The organism is Limimaricola hongkongensis DSM 17492 (genome assembly GCF_000600975.2).
Lineage (GTDB): Bacteria > Pseudomonadota > Alphaproteobacteria > Rhodobacterales > Rhodobacteraceae > Limimaricola > Limimaricola hongkongensis.
In genome coordinates this window covers 26,534-47,500 of the sequence record NZ_KK088652.1, presented here as the reverse complement: position 1 = coordinate 47,500, position 20,967 = coordinate 26,534, and the positions used below count along the sequence as shown (strand labels likewise).

Genomic DNA, 20,967 nt, shown 5'->3' with positions numbered 1-20,967 from the left:
GCGTTTCGAAGAGGATCTAGCTTGCCGGGCGCGAGATCGCCACCCCCGCGCGGGCCAGCGCGTCCCAGATTGTCCGGTCGCGGCGATAGACGTCGCGGCGGAACTGCAACCGCCCTTCCGCATCGGTGAAGGCGGTGCGGTAGATCAGGTGCACCGGCACCGGCGCATCGAGCACGACCCGTGCCTCGCGCTGCGTGGCGAGCCGTGACCGGAAGAAACCTTCGGGATCGTCCTCCTGCGCCGCGAGAAGCGCATAGGCGAACTCGAACGGATCGTTGAGCCGGACGCAGCCATGGCTGAAGGCGCGGCTTTCGCGCCCGAACAGCGATTTCGCCGGGGTGTCGTGGAGATAGATGTTGTAGCGGTTGGGAAACATGAATTTCACGAGACCCAGCGCATTGGAATTCGAAGGCGGCTGCCGCATCGAATAGGGAAAGCTGCGTTCGTCATAGCGCGAAAAATCGATGGAGCTGCGCGGCACCTCGCGGCCCGACCGGTCGGTGATCAGGATCTGGCTTGCGGCGTTGCGGTTGCGCTTGAGCTGCGGCAGGTATTCGCCCACCACGATCGAGCGTGGCACGTACCAGCTCGGGTTGATGACCATGTGCTCCATGACATCGGAAAACTCGGGCGTCTGGCGGTCCGAAGCCTCGGCGCCGATCACCGAGCGGGTGCGGAACGTCTCTTGCCCGTCATCGATGATGGTGGCGCTGAAATCGGTGAGGTTGACCAGCACGTGGCGCTGCCCGCGCTCCATGTTGGTCCAGCGTTCGCGTTCCATCGCGACGAGCACCGATTGCAGCCGTTCCTCCGCGGAGCGGTTCAGCTCGGCGCGGGTGCCGGGTCCAACCACCCCATCGACGGCGAGCCCGTTGCGGGCCTGAAAGGCGCGCACGGCGGCGATCAGCGGCGCGTCCATTCTTGCGCTGGTGGTCGGGGCAAGGTCGCCCATCGCGATCAGCCGGTCGCGCAGCGCCACGACCGCCGGGCCGCTGTCACCGGCGGCGATCTTGGTTTCGGGCACGCGCGGCCCCCAGCCGCCCGCGTCAAGCGCGCGCTGCAATTCGGCACGTGCCCGCATCAGCCGCCCGTATTCGAGCGTGCCGGGCGCAAGCGCGCGCAAAAATGCCGCGGGCTCGGCCTCGAGGAACCCCGCGAGCGTTTCCGCCGGATCGCGCAGCGGCACCTCGCGGCGGATCAGCTCGACCACGCGGCCCGGCTCCAGAAGCCCGGTCTGCACGTCGCGGGCATAGCGCAGGAAGGCGCGGGTCATCTCCACATCCATCTCGGCCCGCTCCTCGGGGCTGCGCGCGGCGCGCAGCTTGGCGACAAGCGCCTCGGGATCGTAGCGCGAGACCGGCAACCCATGCGCCCCGGCGCGCGACAGCGCCGACAAAAGCGCGTTGCGGCGGGCGATGGCCGCGGCATCGGCGCCGGTCCAGATCCCGGCGAAACCGCGGGCGCGGTAGCTCGGTGCAAGATCGCCCCGCCCCGCCACGGCTTCGGCCACGGCCTGCCGGAACGGGCTCACCTGCGCCTGCCCCGCCGTCGGCAATGACAGGCTCAGCGCGAGACCGGCGGGCAGAACCAGCCCGCGCAACAGGGTGGCGAAGCGAGGACGGGACGATAAAGACATGCAACACCAAGACTTTGGGACGGATCGCGCAGGATCCTGCATCGGACATAGACACCGGCGCTCCGCCCGGCCATCGGTTCGCGCATCAAGAGGCTTGCCTCGTGGCAATTGCGCCGCAGATCGGACGAACCTCGGGTCAACACCGCGCCTCTTGCGCAAGTTCCCGCCGATTTGGACTTTCTTCACCCTGTTATCGGATAACCGGCCTTGGTCGAGTCGGCCACTCATGCGATAGAGGGGCTGCATCTGGGGACGGATGACAAAAACGCCCGTGAAACTGCGGGCCCACAGGTAAGCGACGGGACAGGCGCTCACATGATGAACAATCTTCGCTCGGCGGGCATGACCCGTCGCGGTCTCCTTGGCGCGTTCGCGGCCACGGCAGTCACCGCAGCACCCACCTACTCCAATGCCGCTGGGTTCCTCAGGCGCGCGGGCGACGTGCGTCGGATCAGCATGTATTCGGAACGGACCGGCGAGAAGATCGACACGATCTACTGGATCGAGGGCGACTACATCGCCGAGGCGATCCGCGAGATCAACGTCTTCATGCGCGACTGGCGCAACAACCAGATGATGGACATCGACACCCGCACCGTCGACATCATGGCCGCCTCGCACAAGCTGCTCGAGTCGAGCGAACCCTACATGCTTCTGTCGGGCTACCGCTCGCCGGCCACCAACGCGATGCTGCGCAGCCGCTCCTCCGGCGTCGCCAAGAATTCCCTGCACCTCAAGGGCCAGGCCGCCGACCTGCGGCTCGCCAGCCGCTCGGTCAGCCAGATGGCGCGCGCCGCCGCGGCCTGCAAGGCCGGCGGGGTGGGCAAGTATTCCAGCTCGAATTTCGTCCACATGGATTGCGGCGCCGTGCGCAGCTGGGGCAGCTGAGCCGAAACGATTTCCAAGACCTGCTGCACAGGTCGAGAGGGCGTCCCATGCGGGGCGCCCTTCTCGCATCAGCCTGCGCGCGGCTGCAGCCGCGCGGCCACCTGCGCCACGAGATCCGCCACCCGTTCGACCCGCGCGGGCGACACCCGCCCCCGCCGCCGCAGCAGCCACAATTCGCGGTGCCGCGGCACAGGCAGCCGGGCGATCGTGATCCTGTCGCGCCCCGAAAAGGCCTCCACCCCGCTCAGCGGCAACAGCGTGTACCCCACCCCGTGGGCGACCGGGGCCGGGATCTGGCCGATCTGGTTGACGAAGGCGCGCACTGCGAGCTGTTCGGCGCCGCGGAATTCGTCCGGGAAGTTGGCCGGGAACAGCTCTTCGGCATACAGCCAGCCATCGGGATGGGCGATGAAGCCGCGCGCCTGCAGATTGGCAAAACCGGGCGTCTCGTGTCCTGCCGTGGCCGGCAACAGCAGGCACAGCGTCTCGCGGCCGATCCGCTCGGCCGCGAGACGCGGATCGCCCGGCGCGTGATCGACCACGCCGAGGTCGAACCGCCCTTCGGCCACGCCATCGAGAACCGCGCGCTGCGGCGCGGCTTCCAGCCGCAGGGCCAGCCCCGGCGCCTCGCGCAAAAGCGGCCAGAAGGCCGGCTGCAACGCCATGGCAAAGCTGCCCGAACTGGCCACCGCCACCTCGCCGGCCGCCGGGTCATCGGCGCGGATCGCCTCGCGCAGCCGCCGCTCTTCGGCCCGACGCGCCTGCGCCAGCGCCAGCACCTCTTCGCCCGCGGGGGTCAAGGTGAACCCCTTGTTCTGCCGGGTCAGCAGCGGTTGCCCGACCTGCGCCTCGAGCTTGCGCAATTGCTGCGACACGCCGGGCTGCGTCATGTTCAGCCGCTGCGCGGCGCGGGTGAAATGACCGGTCTCGCACAGCACCGCAAAGCTCTCGAGCCACTGGGCGTTCAGCATTCATCATTCCAAAATGTTATCGATATCATCGCAAACGATAATTTCACATGCGGCGCGGTCAAGCCTAGCTAGGGATCGAACGCAATCGGATTGGAGCTTTCGCCATGACCAACACCCCCGCCCCCCGCGCCTTTTCGCATATCGGCCTGTCGGTCCCGGATCTCGACGCCGCCGTGAAGTTCTATACCGAGGTGCTGGGCCTTTACGTGATCATGCAGCCGACCCCGGTGGTCGAGGATGACAGCGACATCGGCCGGATGTGCACCGACGTGCTCGGCGCGGGCTGGAACAAGCTGCGGATCGCGCATCTCGCCACCGCCGACCGGATCGGGCTGGAGCTGTTCGAATTCGACGGCAACTACGCGCCCGAGGACAATCTCGACTTCCGCCGTCACGGCACGTTCCACTTCGCGATCCAGGACCCCGACGTAGAAGGCCTGGTCGAGAAGATCGTCGCCGCCGGTGGCAAGCAGCGGATGCCGATCCGCGAATATTTCCCCGACGAGAAACCTTACCGCATGGTCTATGTCGAAGACCCCTTCGGAGTCGTCTTCGAGATCTACAGCCACAGCTACGAGCTGACATATTCGGCCGGCGCCTACAGCTGAACCCGCGCCACCCCGGCCGCCAAACGACGCAAACGACAAGGGCCGCCCCTCGGGGCGGCCCTTTCGCGTTTCAAGAAACGGTTGAGGCTCAGGCCTCGTCGTCGAGCGCCTCGACGGCCTTCTGGAGATCTTCCTTGGAGACCTCTTTCTCGTCGACCTTGGCCTGCTCGAGGATGTGGTCGATGACCTTGTCCTCGAAGATCGGGGCCTGGATCTGCTGGCGCATCTGCGGGTTCTGCTGGACGAACTCGAAGAACTGCCGCTCCTGGCCGCGATACTGGCGCGCCTGGTTGAGGATCGCCTGGGTCAGCTCCTGGTCGGTGACCTGGATCTCGCCCTTCTGGCCGATCTCGGCCAGCAGCAGGCCGAGCTTCACGCGGCGCTCGGCGAGCTTGTTGTGCTCATCCGTGGGCTCGATCTCGCCATGGTCGTGGCCGTGATCCTCGGGGTGCTCCTCGTGGTAGAGCTGGTGCGCAATCTGCTTGGCCTCGGCCTCGACCAGGCTCGGCGGCAGGTCGAACGACACCTTCTCGTCGAGGATGTCGAGCAGCTTGCGCTTGGCGACCGCGCGGCTGGCACCGGAATACTCGGCTTCCAGGCGCTCGGCGATCTGCGCCTTGAGACCGGCGAGATCCTCGGCGCCGAACTTCTTGGCGAGCTCGTCGTCGATCTCGGCCTTCTGCGGGGCTTTCACGGCCTTGACCTTGCACTCGAACACGGCGGCTTTGCCGGCGAGGTTCGGGGCCTGGTAATCCTCGGGGAAGTTGACCTCGACGTTCTTGTCGTCGCCGGCCTTCACGCCCTTCAGCCCATCCTCGAAGCCGGGGATGAAGGAGTTGGAGCCGAGCACGAGGGGATAATCCTCGGCCGCGCCGCCTTCAAAGGCTTCGCCGTCGATCTTGCCGAGGAAATCGATGACGACCTGGTCGCCCTCTTCGGCGGCGCCGTCCTTGTCCTCGAAGTTCTGCGCGGTCTCGGCGAGGTTGCCCAGCGCCTCGTCGATCGCGGCGTCGTCGGCCACGACCTTCAGCCGCTCGATCGCGATGTCGGAGAAGTCGGTCTCGGGGATCTCGGGCAGCTTTTCGTAGGCCACGGTGACCTCAACGTCGTCGCCTTCCTTCCAGTCGTCATTGGCCATCTTCACCTCGGGCTGCATCGCCGGGCGATCGCCGCTCTCTTCGAGGTGGTTCGACAGCGCGCCGTCGATGCTCTCCTGCATGGCTTCGCCGAGCACGCGGGGGCCGAACTGCTTTTTCAGCAGCGACAGCGGCACCTTGCCCTTGCGGAAGCCTTTCATGGCGACCTCGGGCTGGGCTTCGACCAGCTTTTCCTGCACCTTGGCGTCCAGTTCGGCGGCGGGCAGCGTGATGGTGTAGCCGCGCTTGAGGCCGTCGTTGAGGGTCTCGGTGACCTGCATCTGTCGTCCTTTTCTCAGTCGTGTTTCTTGGTGCGGGTGAAGGGACTCGAACCCCCACGCCTTGCGGCGCTTGGACCTAAACCAAGTGCGTCTACCAGTTCCGCCACACCCGCATGTCTGTCAGAGAGGCGCGACGCGCCCCCCGGAAATCTCGGCGCTGTCTAGCAAAGCGCGAAGCCGCGCGCCACGGGAAAAAATGCGGGCTGCCGTTGCGACCTCACAGGCCCATTTCGCGCATCAGCGCGGGCAGGATATCGGGGATATCCTCGGCGATCAGCCCCGGCCCGAAACGGCGCGCCGCCGCGACATGCAGCCATGCCGCCTCCTGCCCCGCGTCGAATCCCGTCCGGCCCCGCGCCATCAGCCCCGTCGCGATCCCCGCCAGAACGTCGCCCGCCCCTGCAGTGGCGAGCCATGGCGCGGCGCGGCCGTAGACGCCCGCATTGACACGCACCCTTCCGTCCGGCCCAGCGATCACCGTGTCGGGCCCCTTGAGCAGCACCGTGCAGCCCGCGCGCGCCGCCGCCTCGCGCACCGCGTCAATACGCGAATAGGCCGGGCCGGTGGCGGCCTCGCCCCCCATGCGGTCGGCGAGATCGGGAAACAGCCGGGCGAACTCCCCGTCATGCGGGGTCAGAAGGCAGTCCGCATGCAGCGCATCGCGCAGGGCCGTATCCTGCGCGATCAGCGTCAGCGCATCGGCGTCGAGCACCAGCGCGCGGCCCGCCGCCAAGGCCCGCGCCACGAGATCGCTCTCCCGCGCGCGCAGGCCAAGCCCCGGCCCGAGCAACAGCGCGTTCAGCCGCGGGTCCTGCAACAGCGCATCCAGCGCCTCGGCATTGCGCAAAGAGCGCAGCATCACCGCGTCGAGCCGGGCGGCGTTTTCCTGAAGCGCGGCCGGGGGGCAGGCGATGGTCACCAGCCCCGCGCCGATCCGAAGCGCCGCCCGCGCCGCCATGCGCGCCGCGCCGCCGCGCCCGACCCCGCCCGACAGCACGAGCGCGTGACCGTAGCCGTATTTGTGCCCCGACATCTTGCCGAGCCGCTCGGGCGCACGGGTCAGTGTCACGGCACCGTCCCGTGCCTTCGGTCCCTCCTCAAGCCCGATGTCGCGGATATCGAGCACACCGCACAGATCGGGCCCCTGCGCCAGGACCTGGCCGCGCTTGGGGGCGTGGAAGGTCACGGTGAGATCGGCCTCGACGCAGCGCCCGCCGATCGCCCTGCCGCTATCCGAGCACAGCCCCGATGGCAGGTCGATCGCGACCACCCGGCATGGCCGCGCATCGAGCAGGGCATCGAATGCCGCGCCCAAGGGCCGCGTCAGGCCGAGGCCGAACAGCGCATCGACCACGAGATCGGCCTCTGCCGCCGCCTTTGCCGCCCCGTCCCAAACCGCGATGGGCCCCATGCCCTGCCACAAGCGCGCCTGCGCGCGCGCGTCCTCATGCTGCGCGGGCGCGAAGGCATACAGCTCCACCCGCCAGCCCCGCGCCGCCAGCAGCCGCGCCACCGCGTAGCCATCGCCCCCATTGCCGCCCGGTCCGCACAGCACGCAGGCCCGCGCGCCGGGCCCGAGGTCAGGCCAGCGCGCCGCGATCGCCGCGACCACGGCCGCGCCCGCCCGCTCCATCAGCACCGCGCCGGGCGTGCCCGCCGCGATCACGCGCGCCTCGGCATCGCGCATTTCCGCGGCGCTCAGCAGCGTCGCGCCGTCGAGACTGCCCATCGAACGGGCAGATTCGTGGCGCGTGAGAGGTGCGGAGTTTTCAAAATGCATCTATGGCACCCAAGTTGCACAATTTTTAATCACGCCTGCGGATTTTCGGGGCCGGGCCACGGCACCGCCCGGGCAGGCGATTGAGATGGTGTGATCGGCATGGTTTCACCCCAGAGAACGCGGATGCAAGGGAGTCGCGCGACATGAAGAAGATCGAGGCGATCATCAAGCCGTTCAAGCTCGACGAGGTGAAGGAGGCGCTCCAGGAGGCTGGCGTGCAAGGTCTTTCGGTCGTCGAGGTGAAGGGCTTCGGGCGCCAGAAAGGCCATACCGAGCTGTATCGCGGGGCCGAATACGTGGTCGATTTCCTGCCCAAGGTAAAGGTCGAGGTGGTTCTGCCCGACGATCAGGTCGAGCGCGCGATCGCCGCCATCGTCGACGCCGCCAAGACCGACAAGATCGGCGACGGCAAAATCTTCGTGTCGCCCGTCGAACAGGCGATCCGCATCCGCACCGGCGAATTCGGCGACGACGCGATCTGATGGACCGGCAAGGGAGCCCGGCCCCGTCGGCGCGCCCCCTTCCATGACACGAGACAACAGGGAAAGCACTCAGATGGACAGCACCAAGCTTCTGAAGATGATCAAGGACGAGGAGGTCGAATACGTCGACATCCGCTTCACCGACCCCAAGGGCAAGCTTCAGCACGTCACCGTGGTCTCGGACCTCGTCGACCAGGACTTCCTCGAGGAAGGCTTCATGTTCGACGGCTCCTCGATCGCCGGCTGGAAGTCGATCGACCAGTCCGACATGAAGCTGATGCCGGCCTTCGACAGCGCCTATATCGACCCGTTCTACGCCGAGAAGACGCTGTGCATCCACTGCACCGTGGTCGAGCCCGACACCGGCGAGCCTTATGACCGCGACCCGCGCGGCACCGCGCTCAAGGCCGAGGCCTATCTCAAGTCGTCGGGCATCGGCGACACCGCCTTCATGGGCCCCGAGGCCGAGTTCTTCATCTTCGACGATGTCCGCTTCGCCGTGACCTCGAACAAGGTCTCGTTCCAGGTCGACGCGATTGACGGCGCCTGGAACACCGACACCGAATACGAGGTCGGCAACACCGGTCACCGTCCGGGCGTCAAGGGCGGCTATTTCCCGGTCAACCCGATCGACGACGCGCAGGACATGCGCGGCGAGATGCTCTCGACCATGAAGCGCATGGGCATGAAGGTCGACAAGCACCACCACGAGGTGGCGTCGTGCCAGCACGAGCTGGGCCTGATCTTCGGCACCCTGACCCACCAGGCCGACGAGATCCAGAAGTACAAATACGTCATCCACAACGTGGCGCAGGCCTACGGCAAGTCGGCGACCTTCATGCCCAAGCCGATCTCGGGCGACAACGGCTCGGGTATGCACGTCAACATGTCGATCTGGAAGGACGGCAAGCCGCTCTTCGCGGGCGACAAATATGCCGACCTTTCCCAGGAGGCGCTCTACTTCATCGGCGGCATCCTTAAGCATGCCAAGGCGCTCAACGCGCTGACCAACCCGACCACCAACAGCTACAAGCGCCTGATCCCCGGTTTCGAAGCCCCGGTGCTGCGCGCCTATTCGGCCCGCAACCGTTCGGGCTGCGTGCGGATCCCGTGGTCCGAAAGCCCGAAGGCCAAGCGCGTCGAGGCCCGCTTCCCCGACCCCGCCGCCAACCCCTATCTGTGCTTCTCGGCGCTGCTGATGGCCGGTCTCGACGGCATCAAGAACAAGATCGATCCGGGCCCGTCCTCGGACAAGGATCTCTACGACCTGCCGCCCGAGGAACTGGCGCAGATCCCGACCGTCTGCGGTTCGCTGCGCGAGGCGCTCGAGGCGCTCGAGGCCGATCACGAGTTCCTGCTGGCCGGTGACGTGTTCACCCGCGACCAGCTCGAGGGCTACATGGCGCTCAAGTGGGAAGAGGTCTACGCCTACGAGCACACGCCGCACCCGGTGGAGTACAAGCTCTACTACAGCTGCTGATCGCTCCGCGATCGCCGCATCGAGGCCATGCGGGGCGCCCACGGGCGCCCCGTTTGCGTGCCGAAACGGCCCGGCAGACCGCGACGGAGAGATTGACGGGCCGCACATCAGGGCGAGAATGCGGCAAAGCCGGGGCAATCCGCGCTCGGAGACCTTTCTAATTCCCTCGTTCGCGCGCAGCGAGAACACATTTCTTAAACAAGGGTGAATGAACCACTCATACGGCCAACGCGCCGACCATCTTGGAGACAGGTCCATGGCAGACCCGATCACCAGTACCATTGCCCAGCTGCTTTTTCGCGGCGCCCCCGATCTCGATTTTCCCGCTCTCGTCGATGATCTCCGTACTGCGCTGAACGACCTGCCCGCCCGCGATTGCGCCCTGAACTGGGATCACGAGGATGTCGCGGTCTTCGAGCTCGACAACGCCCGAATCATTCTGGCCTACACGCAGGCCATGACCGGCCGCTACGCCGCCTGCCTGACCATCGGCGTCGGCGCCGACGAGACCGGCGACTGCCAGATCGGCATCGCCAGCCACCAGGGCACCATCACCCGGCTGCTCGCCGACCGGATCAATGCGCGCTTCATGTCCGACCGGATGCTGTGGAAAACCAGCGCGCGGATCGCCAGCGTCGAGATGATCGACGAGCTGGTCGACGCCCTGCCCGGTCTCGACCCGTCCCGTCCCGGCCTGCACACCAGCTCGGCCGAGATCGACCGGATGCTCGCGCGCTACGACGCCGAGACCGCCGAACAGGTGTCGGAGCTGGCGCCCGAGGTGCCCGAAGGGCGCCCGCGCAGGCCCCGCAGGCCGCAGCGCCCCGGCTACCGCACCGAGCGACCGAAAAAGCGCCCGGCCGCCGACCGCGCATGGCCGGCCAATGACGCACCCGCCGCGCTGCATCCGATGATCGAGGAAATGCGCCGCATCCGCGAGGCGTTGCGCCCGACCGAGGAAGAGGCGCAAGCCGAACGCCAGCCGCGCACCCTGCTCGGCCTGTCGCTGGCGCGCCTGCGCGGCCGGTCCGGCAGCGCCGTCGTGGCCGGTGCGCTGATGCTGACGCTGGGCCTGCCGGTGGGGGGCGGCCTGCCCGGTCTCTAGGCCCGCCGCGATGCCGACCCGGCGGATCTGCCGCTGGGTCAGGTCGCGACCTTGTGCCAGTGGCCCCATCCCCCTATGACCGCGGCGAACCCTCCTTGACCGAGAGAGCGCCGATGATCCCCCGCTATTCCCGCCCCGAGATGACCGCCATCTGGGAGCCCGCCACCAAGTTCCGTATCTGGTACGAGATCGAGGCCCATGCCGGCGACGCGATGGCCGATCTCGGCGTCATCCCGCGCGAGAACGCCGACGCGGTCTGGAAGGCAAAGGATGTCGAGTTCGACGTCGCCCGCATCGACGAGATCGAGGCCGTCACCAAGCATGACGTGATCGCCTTCCTGACGCATCTGGCCGAGCATGTCGGCTCCGACGAGGCGCGCTTCGTGCATCAGGGCATGACCTCGTCGGACGTGCTCGACACCACCTTCAACGTGCAGCTCACCCGCGCCGCCGACATCCTGATCGCGGACATGGAGCGCGTGCTCGCCGCCCTCAAGGCGCGCGCGATCGAGCACAAGGACACGGTGCGCATCGGCCGCAGCCATGGCATCCATGCCGAGCCCACCACCATGGGCCTCACCTTCGCCCGTTTCTATGCCGAGATGGATCGCGGCCTCGCCCGGCTGCGTGCCGCGCGAGAGGAGATCGCCACCGGTGCGATCTCCGGCGCAGTCGGCACCTTCGCCAATATCGATCCGGCGGTCGAAGAGCATGTCTGCGCCAAGATGGGGCTGACGCCCGAGACCATCTCCACGCAGGTGATCCCGCGCGACCGCCATGCCATGTTCTTCGCCACGCTCGGGGTGATCGCCTCGTCGATGGAAAACATCGCCACCGAGATCCGCCACATGCAGCGCACCGAGGTGCTGGAAGCGGAAGAGTTCTTCTCCAAGGGCCAGAAGGGCTCGAGCGCCATGCCGCACAAGCGCAACCCGGTGCTGACCGAGAACCTGACCGGTCTCGCCCGGCTGGTGCGCATGTCGGTGGTCCCGGCGATGGAGAATGTCACGCTCTGGCACGAGCGCGACATCTCGCATTCCTCGGTCGAACGGGCGATCGGGCCGGACACGACCGTCACGCTCGACTTCGCGCTCAACCGGCTGGCGGGCGTGATCGAAAAGCTGGTGATCTACCCCGAGACCATGCTCAACAACATGAACAAGTTCCGCGGCCTGGTGATGAGCCAGCGCGTGCTGCTGGCGCTGACCCAGGCCGGGGTGAGCCGCGAGGACGCCTACCGCCTCGTGCAGCGCAACGCGATGAAGGTCTGGGAACAGGGCGCGGATTTCAAGACCGAGCTTCTGGCCGACCCGGAGGTGACGGCCGCGCTGACGCCTGATCAGATCGAGGAGAAGTTCGACCTCGGCTACCACACCAAGCATGTCGACACGATCTTCGCGCGCGTTTTCGGCTGACCGCGCGGCGGGCCTACGGGCCCGCCACCGCCCGCCTCAGATCAGGCCGAACCCGGCCGCCAGCGTCGCCGCCTGCGTCGCGGTATTGGCGCCGAGCTTGGTGCGGGCGTTCTTCAGCCGCTGCTTGATCGCGCCCTCGGTGACGCCCAGCGCATGGGCGATCTGCTTGAGCCTGTAGCCATTCTTGACCATCCGCAGCACCTCGATCTCGGCCTGTGTCAGGTTGCTCGGCGGCGCCGCGCCCTCGTGCAGCCCCCGCAGCATGCCTTCGAGCACGCCAAGCTCGCGGTCGCTCAGTTCCCGGTCATCGCGCAAGAAGATGCCGAATGAACGCATCCCGCTCGCCTCGTCGGACACCGCGACCACCGCGCCATAGCGCAGGCCCAGCCGCCATGCCTTGGCAAAGATCCCGAGCGGGTCGTCCAGCGCGCTCCAGCGCGAGACCCCCTGATGCGCGTAGGCCCAGCGCACCGCCGGATCGTCGAGCATCAACCGCTCCGCGATATACAGGTCGACCCATTCACGCGGCAGGCGGTTGATTTCCTCGAGCGGAAACGCAAAGCCGATCCGCAACGCGATGTAATAACCGACCGGAGCGATCCGCTCCAGCAGGTCCGTATCGATGCGGGTGCTCATCTTCCGAGCCCATTTCGATGGGTCATCCCCCCAATCGGTCTGCTCGTGACGCCAGTAGTGATCGTCCGCCCTCCCAGGACATGGCCGTTTGGGCATGGCACGACGACTGCAAAACAGGACAGCACGGATAACCTTTCCCAACATGTCCACTATCGAACAGGGATGCCCTCATCTCAAGCAGATTGCGGCCCTAGGCCCGCGACCGGGCGGTCTCACCCGAGGTTCGGCGCGAAAAAACGCCTCTGCCGCATCACGGCATCCCCGTGTCCCCCACGCGCGGCCTGTCCGGGAGGCGGCAAGCGAACCTGTTGTTTACCCCGATCTACTATGCCTCGACCGACAACCCGAACAGGAGGCCATCCCCCGTGTTAGCAGCACAGCCCATCGACGCCGCGGATGCGCGTCCCGTCGGCATCGCCCCCGCCCTGAGCCGCCGCCGCAAGGCTGCCATGGTGGTGCAGCTGATGATTACAGAGGGGCGCAAACTCGACCTCGCGGCGCTGCCCGAAGAGGTGCAGGTCAGCCTGACGCGCGAGCTTGGCGCGCTGCGGCTGGTCGACCGGGCGACGCTGTCGGCGGTGGCGACCGAATTCGCGGACGGGATCGAGGGGCTCGGCCTCGCGGCGCCTGGCGGCATGGACAGGGCGCTCGCGGCGCTCGACGGTCGGATCAGCCCGGCCACGGCGGCGCGGCTGCGCGCCGAGAGCGGACCGCCGCGCCATGATGATTCATGGGCCCGGCTGACGGCGCTGCCCTGCCCCGATCTCGTGCCGCTGATGACCGGCGAATGCGCCGAGATCGCCGCCGTCACCCTGTCCAAGCTGCCCGTCGTCAAGGCCGCGGAGCTTCTCGGGCTGCTGCCCGGCGAACGGGCCCGGCGCATCACCCACGCGATGGCGCAGACATCGACCATCGGTCCGGAGGCGGTGGACCGGATCGGTGCCGCCCTGGCGGCCGAACATTGCCGCCCGCCCGATCAGGCCTTTGCCCATCCCGCCCCTGACCGGCTGGGCGACATCCTGAACTCCAGCGGCAGCGCCACCCGCGACGCCGTGCTCGACGGGCTCGAGGCCGAGGATCCGGGGTTCGCGCGCGACGTGCGCCGCGCCATCTTCACCTTCGCCGACATTCCGGCCCGGCTCGCGCCCGCGCATGCGCCCGCCGTGCTGCGCCGCGTCGATCAGGCGGTGCTGATCACCGCGCTTGCCGCGGCGCAGACGCTCGGCGCGGGTTTTGCCGCCGCCGCCGCACACCTGCTCGACAACATCTCGCAGCGCATGGCGCAGGGGCTGCGCGACGAAATCTCGGAGCGCGGCGCGATCCGGCAGGTCGAGGGCGAAGCCGCGATGAGCGAGATCGTCGCCGCGATCCGCGCCGCCGCCGAAGCCGGTGAGATCGCGCTCGTCACCCCCGACAGCGACGAGCAGGCGGGCTGAGCCCGGCTTGGCAACGGGCCCCGCGCGTCCTATGGCCTTGGCGGATACGGATGGACGGGCGAACGGTCATGACGGCAGGCGAAAAGGCAAAGCGCCCCTCCGGGCGCGGAGCGGGCGACCGCGCGGTGGATTTTGTGCTGCGCGGCGCGATCGGCGCGGCGATGGCGTTGCCTTATGAACGGCGCGTCGCGGCGATGGGCGCGCTTACCGCGCGCGCGATCGGGCCGCTGGCCGGGTATCGACGCCGCGCGCGTGCCAATCTCGGCCTGATCTGGCCCGATCTTGCCGCCTCGCGCCGAGATGCGCTCTCGCGCGCGGTCTGCGACAATCTCGGCCGCACCCTGATCGAAAACTACTCCGGCGCGGAATTCGCCCGCGCCCTTCCGGCGCAACCGCAGGTGGCCGAGGGGCTCGACGCCATCGCCCGCGCTCGCGCCGAAGGCCGCCCCGTCATCTTTGTCACCGGCCATTTCGGCAACCACGAAGCGCCGCGCCGGGTCCTGACCGGCATGGGATACGAGATCGGCGGGCTCTACCGTGAAATGTCGAACCGCTTCGTCAACGATCACTACGCCGCGACGATGCAGGGCGTGTCGGGCCCGGTGTTTGCCAAGGGGCGGCGCGGGCTGACCGGTTTCCTGCGCCATCTCAAGGGCGGTGGCATGGCGACCATACTGTTCGACCTACATGATCGTGGCGGCGTGGAGATCGACTTTCTCGGCCGCCCGGCCCGCACCGCGCTTACCGCCGCCGAGCTGGCGCTGCGCTTCGACGCGCTGCTCGTGCCCTATTTTGGCACCCGCGAGGCCGATGGCACGTCGTTTCACGTCGCGGTCGAAGCTCCGATCGCGCATGGCGATCCGACCGGGATGATGCACGAGGCGACCGCCCGGCTCGAGGCGCGGGTGCGGCGCAATCCGGGGCAATGGTTCTGGGTGCACAACCGGTGGAAGACCGCGCGCCTCTAGGGCAGCCGCGCCGCAGCAAGGATCGCGCCCGGCCCCTCCTGTTGCACGATCACCGCGCCGGGTTGCTCGCCCGAGACCGGCAGCTCGGCCTCAAACGCCGCGCCATCGGCCCAGCGCGCCGCCACGTCCCAGGATGTAACGATATTGGCATAGGTCAGCTCGTGGCCCGCATTCTCGCCGCGCTCGATCGCCACCCGCCCCTCGGGCATGAAGCGCACGAGCTGCACCACCAGCGGGTCCGTGCCGCCATCGAGACGCCGCGCGGTGATTCGCAGCAGGTCGCCGTCGCGCGCGACCTCCATCTCCACGCTGCGCGGCGCCTCGACGCGGTCCATCACCGCCTCCATCACCTTCATCGGCTTGGCGCCGACGATCCGCTCCATGCCCCCGACGACGAATTGCGGCGTATAAACCATGCGATCGCCCACGGCGGCGGCATAGGCCTTCTGGCGCTTGGTGAAGGCGGGATGCGCGAAGCTGTCGGCCCAGCCGATGTAATCCCAGTAGTCGACGTGCAACCCAAGCGCGATGACGTCCTCGCGCTCTGCAAGCTCGTGCACCATTTTGTCGGCGGGCGGGCAGCTGGAGCAGCCTTGGGAGGTGAACAGCTCGATCACGACCGGCGCATCCGCCTGCGCCGCCCCGTGGGCAAGGCACGCCGCGATGCTCAATGCCGCCATGTATCCGCGCATGCTCCGTCTCCGACTTTGAAAATGCCCTTTCAGGTCTAGGACGTTCCGGCCCCGGTTGCCAATCAAGCCGCCGCGAGAGCCGCGTGCGTTCCGCGCGAGCGCGGCGGCATCTGGACATTTGTGTGCCGTTGTATACATAGCGGGCAACGGCCTTGATCGCCTGCTGCCCTTGCGGCAGAACCGGGGCCAGACCCACAGCTCGCAGCCAGAAGGGACACTTCATGCCGATTCAAGTTGGCCAGGACAGCGCCAAGACCCGCCGCAAGATCACGGTCGGGTCGCAGAGCCTGTCGTATTATTCCATCCCCGCCGCCACCGAAGCGGGCCTTGGCGATTTCGACCGCCTGCCCGCCGCGCTGAAGGTCGTGCTGGAAAACCTGCTGCGCTTCGAGGATGGCGGCTTCTCCGTCTCCACGGACGACATCAAGGCCTTCGCCGAGTGGGGTGCCAATGGCGGCAAAAACCCCCGCGAGATCGCCTATCGCCCCGCCCGCGTGCTGATGCAGGACTTCACCGGCGTTCCCGCCGTGGTGGACCTCGCCGCGATGCGCGACGGGATCAAGGCGCTGGGCGGCGACGCGCAGCTGATCAACCCGCTCAACCCGGTCGATCTCGTGATCGACCACTCGGTGATGATCGACGAGTTCGGCAACCCGCGCGCGTTCCAGATGAACGTCGACCGCGAATACGAGCGCAACATCGAACGCTACCAGTTTCTGAAATGGGGCCAGAAGGCGTTCGAGAACTTCCGCGTCGTGCCGCCGGGCACCGGTATCTGCCATCAGGTGAACCTCGAATACCTCGCGCAGGTCGTGTGGACCGACACCGACCAGAACGGTGAGGAAGTCGCCTATCCCGACACGCTGGTCGGCACCGACAGCCACACCACCATGGTCAACGGCGCCGCCGTTCTCGGCTGGGGCGTGGGCGGCATCGAGGCCGAGGCCGCGATGCTCGGTCAGCCGATCTCGATGCTGATCCCCGAGGTCGTGGGCTTCAAGCTGACCGGCAAGATGGTCGAAGGCACCACCGCCACCGACCTCGTGCTGCGCGTCGTGCAGATGCTGCGTGAAAAGGGCGTCGTCGGCAAGTTCGTGGAATTCTACGGCGACGGTCTCGACAACGTGCCGCTGGCCGACCGCGCCACGATCGGCAACATGGCTCCCGAATACGGCGCCACCTGCGGCTTCTTCCCGATCGACGCCGAAACGCTGCGCTACATGGAGCAGACCGGCCGCGACAAGGACCGCATCGCGCTGGTCGAAGCCTATGCCAAGGAAAACGGCATGTGGCGCGACACCGGCTACGAGCCGGTCTATACCGACACGCTCGAGCTCGACATGGGCACGGTCGTCCCGGCCATTTCCGGCCCCAAGCGTCCGCAGGACCACATCGCGCTCGACGCCGCCGGTCAGGCCTTCGGCGAATACGTGAAGGGCCAGCGCGAGGGCAAGGACACCTCGGCCAATTCCGAGATCCGCTGGGAAGGCGAAGGCGGCCAGCCCGAGCCGAAGAAGATCCCCGGTGACGAGGGCCACCACAAGCGCGGCTTCGTCGCGACCGAGGACGGCCATTACCAGCTGCATGACGGCTCGATCGTGATCGCTTCGATCACGTCGTGCACCAACACCTCGAACCCCTACGTGATGATCGGCGCGGGCCTCGTGGCGCGCAAGGCGCGCGAGCTGGGCCTCGACCGCAAGCCGTGGGTCAAGACCTCGCTGGCGCCGGGCAGCCAAGTCGTGTCGCACTACCTGGAAGCGGCGGGCCTGCAGGACGATCTCGACGCGATCGGCTTCAACCTCGTGGGCTATGGCTGCACCACCTGCATCGGCAACTCGGGTCCGCTCGAGGAGGAAATCTCCAAGGCGATCAACGACAACGACCTGATCGCGACCTCGGTGCTGTCGGGCAACCGCAACTTCGAGGGCCGGATTTCACCGGACGTGCGCGCCAACTACCTCGCCTCGCCGCCGCTTGTGGTGGCCTATGCGCTGGTCGGCGACATGAATGTCGACATCACCCGCGACCCGATCGGCCAGGACAAGAACGGCAAGGATGTCTATCTCAAGGACATCTGGCCCTCGCAGGCCGAGATTGCCGCTCTGGTCGAGAAGACCGTCACCCGCGAGGCGTTCCAGTCGAAATACGCCGATGTCTTCAAGGGCGACGAGAAGTGGCAGGAGGTCGATACCGTCGACAGCGAGACCTATGACTGGCCGCCGCAATCGACCTATGTGCAGAACCCGCCCTACTTCCAGAACATGTCCAAGGAGCCGGGCGAGATCCACGACATCGACGATGCCCGCGTTCTGGCGGTGCTCGGCGACATGGTGACGACCGACCACATCTCGCCCGCCGGTTCCTTCAAGGACACCACCCCGGCCGGCAAGTACCTCGTCGAGCGTCAGGTTCCGGTGCGGGAGTTCAACTCCTACGGCTCGCGCCGCGGCAACCACGAAGTGATGATGCGCGGCACCTTCGCCAACATCCGCATCCGCAACGAGATGCTGGACGGCGTCGAAGGCGGCTACACCAAGGGCCCCGATGGCAGCCAGATGGCGATCTACGACGCCGCCATGGCGTGGCAGGAGCAGGGCAAGCCGCTCGTCATCTTCGGCGGTGAGCAGTACGGCGCGGGCTCCTCGCGCGACTGGGCCGCGAAGGGCACGGCGCTTCTGGGCGTCAAGGCGGTCATCGCCGAGAACTTCGAGCGCATCCACCGCTCGAACCTTGTCGGCATGGGAGTGATCCCGTTCGAGTTCACCGGCGGCGACACCCGCAAATCGCTCGGCCTGACCGGCGAGGAGAGCGTGTCGATCAAGGGCCTGTCGGACGTGAAGCCGCTGCAGGAGGTCGCCGCGACGATCACCATGGGTGACGGCTCCACCAAGGAGATCACGCTGCGTTGCCGGATCGATACGGCCGTGGAGATCGACTACATCAAGAATGGCGGCGTGCTGCATTACGTGCTGCGCAACCTCGCGCAGTCGGCGGCCTGATCTTCGGATCATCGCGCTGAACATGGAACCGCCCCGGCCAATGGCCGGGGCGGTTTTTCTTTGGCCCGCGCATGAAACGGAAAGAGTTTCCCTGTTTCGTTCCGTTCCTCAGTTCGCCCCGTCGCCGTCAGGCAATGGCGGCAATTGCCGCAGATAGGCGATGACGGCATCGAGATCCTTCGCCGTCATCTTCGCATAATGCGCAAAGGGCATCGGCGGCGACATCCGTTCGCCATCGGGCCGCTGGCCCTTGGCAATCATCGCTTTCAGCTCCTCGTCCGAATAATCGGCGATGCCGTCCTCGCCCGAGGTGATGTTGGGCGAGATCACCGTGCCCCACGGCCCATGGAACTCGAAGCCCCCGGCCCCGGTATGGGTCTCGCTCATCGGGCCCTGCGGCCCCATGGGCGAATGGCATTCGATGCAATGCGCCACCGGCCCGGCGAGATAGGCGCCGTAGTCCGCGGTCGGCCCAGGTTCGGGCGCGCTGACGCGTTCGACCGGGGGGCCATAGCTCGGCGGCAAGGGGATGTCGTAGCGGCTCTCGCCCGGATCGTTTTCGACCGCGGGCACCTGACGCAGATAGATCACCATGCTCATCAGATCGTCGTCCGAAAGCCCGCGATAGAGCGGGATCGGCATCGGCGGGCCTATGATGCTGCCATCGGGACGAATGCCTTCGCGAATGGCGCGCGCCAGTTCCGCGTCGGACCAATCCGCGACCGCCCCCGCAGGCGTGATGTTCGGGGCGATGGCGGTGTATTCGGGCAGATCCTCGACCACGCGCCCGGCTAGATGCATGTCGGGCACGGGGCCTTCGGGCCCCATCGGGCTGTGGCAATTGCCGCAGGCGGCGGGTCCCTCCACGAGGTAGATGCCACGCTCAATCGTCGGTTCGGCAGCCGGGGTAGTCGCGACGCTTGCCAGAATGAAACTCGGTAAAAGAAAACGCTTCATGATAACCTCCCATGAACGATGGAAAGCTATCACGCGCGAGTGAACCTACCTAGAGGCAGCCTTTTCCAGCGCCGGGTTCAACCGCCCCTGGATCGCTCTTTGGGTGACCGGGCCGGCCATACGTTCGACGATCCGGCCTTCGCCATCGACCACGAAGGTTTCCGGCACGCCATACACCCCCCAATCGCGCGCGACCTGGCCATCATCGGTGCCGATGGCGGCATAGGGGTCGCCCAGCTCCGCCAGAAAGGCCGCCGCCTTTTCGGGATCGTCCTTGTAGTTGATGCCATAGACCGGCAGGCCATCCTCGGCGAGCGCGGCGAGGTTCGGATGCTCTACCCGGCAGGGCGCGCACCAGCTGGCCCAGAAGTTCACGAGCTTCACTTCGCCATCAGCCAGCGCGGAGACATCGAAAGGCGTCTTGCCGGGCAGGCTGCCGGTTTCGGTCAACGGCGCCGCGCGCCCGATGAGCGCCGAGGGCAGCTCGTCGGGGTTGTCGCGCAGCATGCCGGCGGCAAACAGGCCCGCCAGCGCCGCGAAGATCGCGGGCGGCAGGATGATCAGCGGGGAGATCCTAGCCATGATCGCGTTCCACCTTCTTGAGCTCGGCCCTCACGATGCGACCGCGCCGGACGCTCCACCACACGAGCCCCGCCAGCAGCGCCAGGCTCACCCCCCAGGCCGAGATCACCTCGACCGCGTATTTGCCCAGATCCATCATGCGCGCACCGGCTCGGCGCGACGCGCGCGGGCGCGCAGCGCGGTGATGCGGCGGGCGCGGATCTCGGTGCCGGTGCGCAGCAGCACCAGCGCCACGAAGAGCAGCACGAAGCCCGCCATGCAGACCAGCAGCGGCAGCCAGAACACGTCGGCCACGTTCTCCTGCGCATCGAGCGACAGCGACGCGCCCTGGTGCAGGCCCTGGTTCCAGAAGTTCACGGCATAGCGCGACAGGATCGCGAAGACCGACCCGACGAGGCAGAGCACCGATGTCAGATCGGCGGCGCTGTCGGGATCGGGGATCGCGGCCCAGAGCGCGATGTAGCCAAGGTAGAACAGGAACAGGATCAGGAACGAGGTCAGCCTCGGGTCCCAGGCCCACCATGTGCCCCACATCGGCTGCCCCCAGATCGCGCCGGTCACCAGCGCGATCAGCGTCATCACCATGCCGATGGGTGCCGCGGCGCGGGCCGCGAGCGCGCTGACATGGTGACGCCGAACCAGCCAGATCAGCGAGGCCACGAGCATCATCAGCCACGCATTGATCGCCATCAGCGCCGAAGGCACGTGCAGGTAGATGATCTTGACGCTCGATCCGAACCGCTCGGCCTCGGGGGTGAAGAAGAAACCCCAGACGAGCCCCACCGCCAGAACGGCGGCAGAAAGCCACATGAGCCGCGGCACCCATGGCTCGGTCGTGTCGAGGAATTTCCTCGGATTGGCGTAGGACCAGATAGACATGATTTTTTCCTATCCCGCCGCGCGAGGCGGCTC

At 67.2% G+C, this 20,967-nt stretch carries 19 protein-coding genes and 1 tRNA gene; 9 read left to right on the top strand and 11 right to left on the bottom strand.

Annotation, left to right across the window (positions count from 1 at the left end):
• Positions 1-16: 16 nt before the first annotated feature.
• On the bottom strand, positions 17-1,636 hold the full coding sequence (locus LOKHON_RS08455) for a L,D-transpeptidase family protein (protein WP_026147517.1): 1,620 nt from the start codon (positions 1,634-1,636) through the stop codon (positions 17-19).
• 315 nt (positions 1,637-1,951) lie between these two features.
• On the opposite strand from LOKHON_RS08455, the gene mepK reads away from it, so the two are divergent.
• Positions 1,952-2,524, top strand: coding sequence for a peptidoglycan L,D-endopeptidase MepK (mepK, locus tag LOKHON_RS08450; protein WP_017928795.1), 573 nt, complete (start codon positions 1,952-1,954; stop codon positions 2,522-2,524).
• Positions 2,525-2,592: 68 nt separating this feature from the next.
• Here mepK and LOKHON_RS08445 read toward each other — a convergent pair whose 3' ends face one another.
• The gene (locus tag LOKHON_RS08445) at positions 2,593-3,495 is read right to left on the bottom strand and encodes a LysR family transcriptional regulator (RefSeq protein ID WP_017928796.1); all 903 of its coding nucleotides are present in this window, start codon (positions 3,493-3,495) and stop codon (positions 2,593-2,595) included.
• Positions 3,496-3,599: 104 nt separating this feature from the next.
• Between LOKHON_RS08445 and LOKHON_RS08440 the strand changes: the two genes are divergently transcribed.
• Positions 3,600-4,103 (top strand): lactoylglutathione lyase family protein, encoded by a 504-nt coding sequence (locus LOKHON_RS08440; RefSeq protein WP_017928797.1) that lies wholly within the window; start codon positions 3,600-3,602, stop codon positions 4,101-4,103.
• Between the two features lie 88 nt (positions 4,104-4,191).
• Here LOKHON_RS08440 and tig read toward each other — a convergent pair whose 3' ends face one another.
• From tig to LOKHON_RS08425, 3 genes are all read right to left on the bottom strand, one after another.
• Positions 4,192-5,520 (bottom strand): trigger factor, encoded by a 1,329-nt coding sequence (gene tig, locus LOKHON_RS08435; protein ID WP_017928798.1) that lies wholly within the window; start codon positions 5,518-5,520, stop codon positions 4,192-4,194.
• 28 nt (positions 5,521-5,548) lie between these two features.
• A tRNA-Leu gene (locus LOKHON_RS08430) sits at positions 5,549-5,633 on the bottom strand.
• A gap of 104 nt (positions 5,634-5,737) precedes the next feature.
• Positions 5,738-7,249, bottom strand: coding sequence for an NAD(P)H-hydrate dehydratase (locus LOKHON_RS08425; RefSeq protein ID WP_017928799.1), 1,512 nt, complete (start codon positions 7,247-7,249; stop codon positions 5,738-5,740).
• Between the two features lie 194 nt (positions 7,250-7,443).
• Here LOKHON_RS08425 and LOKHON_RS08420 point away from each other — a divergent pair, with 194 nt between their 5' ends.
• The 4 genes from LOKHON_RS08420 (at position 7,444) to purB (ending at position 11,782) form a co-directional block, all read left to right on the top strand.
• The gene (locus tag LOKHON_RS08420; protein ID WP_017928800.1) at positions 7,444-7,782 is read left to right on the top strand and encodes a P-II family nitrogen regulator; all 339 of its coding nucleotides are present in this window, start codon (positions 7,444-7,446) and stop codon (positions 7,780-7,782) included.
• 73 nt (positions 7,783-7,855) lie between these two features.
• Positions 7,856-9,262: a type I glutamate--ammonia ligase gene (glnA, locus tag LOKHON_RS08415; RefSeq protein WP_017928801.1), complete on the top strand. Its 1,407-nt coding sequence runs from the start codon at positions 7,856-7,858 to the stop codon at positions 9,260-9,262.
• A gap of 256 nt (positions 9,263-9,518) precedes the next feature.
• The gene (locus LOKHON_RS08410) at positions 9,519-10,367 is read left to right on the top strand and encodes a hypothetical protein (RefSeq protein ID WP_017928802.1); all 849 of its coding nucleotides are present in this window, start codon (positions 9,519-9,521) and stop codon (positions 10,365-10,367) included.
• Between the two features lie 113 nt (positions 10,368-10,480).
• The gene (gene purB / locus LOKHON_RS08405) at positions 10,481-11,782 is read left to right on the top strand and encodes an adenylosuccinate lyase (RefSeq protein ID WP_017928803.1); all 1,302 of its coding nucleotides are present in this window, start codon (positions 10,481-10,483) and stop codon (positions 11,780-11,782) included.
• 36 nt (positions 11,783-11,818) lie between these two features.
• On the opposite strand, the gene LOKHON_RS08400 is transcribed toward purB, so the two are convergent.
• Positions 11,819-12,418 (bottom strand): helix-turn-helix transcriptional regulator, encoded by a 600-nt coding sequence (locus tag LOKHON_RS08400; protein ID WP_017928804.1) that lies wholly within the window; start codon positions 12,416-12,418, stop codon positions 11,819-11,821.
• Between the two features lie 365 nt (positions 12,419-12,783).
• Here LOKHON_RS08400 and LOKHON_RS08395 point away from each other — a divergent pair, with 365 nt between their 5' ends.
• Both LOKHON_RS08395 and LOKHON_RS08390 read left to right on the top strand, forming a co-directional pair.
• Complete coding sequence (locus LOKHON_RS08395; protein ID WP_026147519.1) at positions 12,784-13,854, top strand: FliG C-terminal domain-containing protein; 1,071 nt, start codon at positions 12,784-12,786, stop codon at positions 13,852-13,854.
• 68 nt (positions 13,855-13,922) lie between these two features.
• Positions 13,923-14,822 carry a lysophospholipid acyltransferase family protein gene (locus LOKHON_RS08390; protein ID WP_017928806.1) on the top strand — a complete coding sequence of 300 codons (900 nt, stop codon included), beginning with the start codon at positions 13,923-13,925 and terminating at the stop codon, positions 14,820-14,822.
• On the opposite strand, the gene LOKHON_RS08385 is transcribed toward LOKHON_RS08390, so the two are convergent.
• On the bottom strand, positions 14,819-15,514 hold the full coding sequence (locus LOKHON_RS08385) for a DUF1223 domain-containing protein (RefSeq protein ID WP_033315546.1): 696 nt from the start codon (positions 15,512-15,514) through the stop codon (positions 14,819-14,821). The genes LOKHON_RS08390 and LOKHON_RS08385 overlap by 4 nt on opposite strands.
• A gap of 221 nt (positions 15,515-15,735) precedes the next feature.
• On the opposite strand from LOKHON_RS08385, the gene acnA reads away from it, so the two are divergent.
• Positions 15,736-18,516: an aconitate hydratase AcnA gene (gene acnA, locus LOKHON_RS08380; protein ID WP_017928808.1), complete on the top strand. Its 2,781-nt coding sequence runs from the start codon at positions 15,736-15,738 to the stop codon at positions 18,514-18,516.
• 108 nt (positions 18,517-18,624) lie between these two features.
• Here acnA and LOKHON_RS08375 read toward each other — a convergent pair whose 3' ends face one another.
• From LOKHON_RS08375 to ccmC, 4 genes are read right to left on the bottom strand one after another with little or no spacing between them, the layout of a single operon-like run.
• Complete coding sequence (locus LOKHON_RS08375; protein WP_110549239.1) at positions 18,625-19,473, bottom strand: c-type cytochrome; 849 nt, start codon at positions 19,471-19,473, stop codon at positions 18,625-18,627.
• Positions 19,474-19,518: 45 nt separating this feature from the next.
• The gene (locus LOKHON_RS08370; protein WP_017928810.1) at positions 19,519-20,055 is read right to left on the bottom strand and encodes a DsbE family thiol:disulfide interchange protein; all 537 of its coding nucleotides are present in this window, start codon (positions 20,053-20,055) and stop codon (positions 19,519-19,521) included.
• Positions 20,048-20,194, bottom strand: a complete 147-nt coding sequence (ccmD, locus tag LOKHON_RS08365) for a heme exporter protein CcmD (RefSeq protein ID WP_026147521.1) — start codon at positions 20,192-20,194, stop codon at positions 20,048-20,050. Before ccmD ends, LOKHON_RS08370 begins: the two co-directional genes overlap by 8 nt.
• Positions 20,191-20,934, bottom strand: a complete 744-nt coding sequence (ccmC, locus tag LOKHON_RS08360; protein ID WP_017928812.1) for a heme ABC transporter permease CcmC — start codon at positions 20,932-20,934, stop codon at positions 20,191-20,193. The genes ccmD and ccmC overlap by 4 nt, the downstream gene beginning before the upstream one ends.
• Positions 20,935-20,967 lie beyond the last annotated feature (33 nt).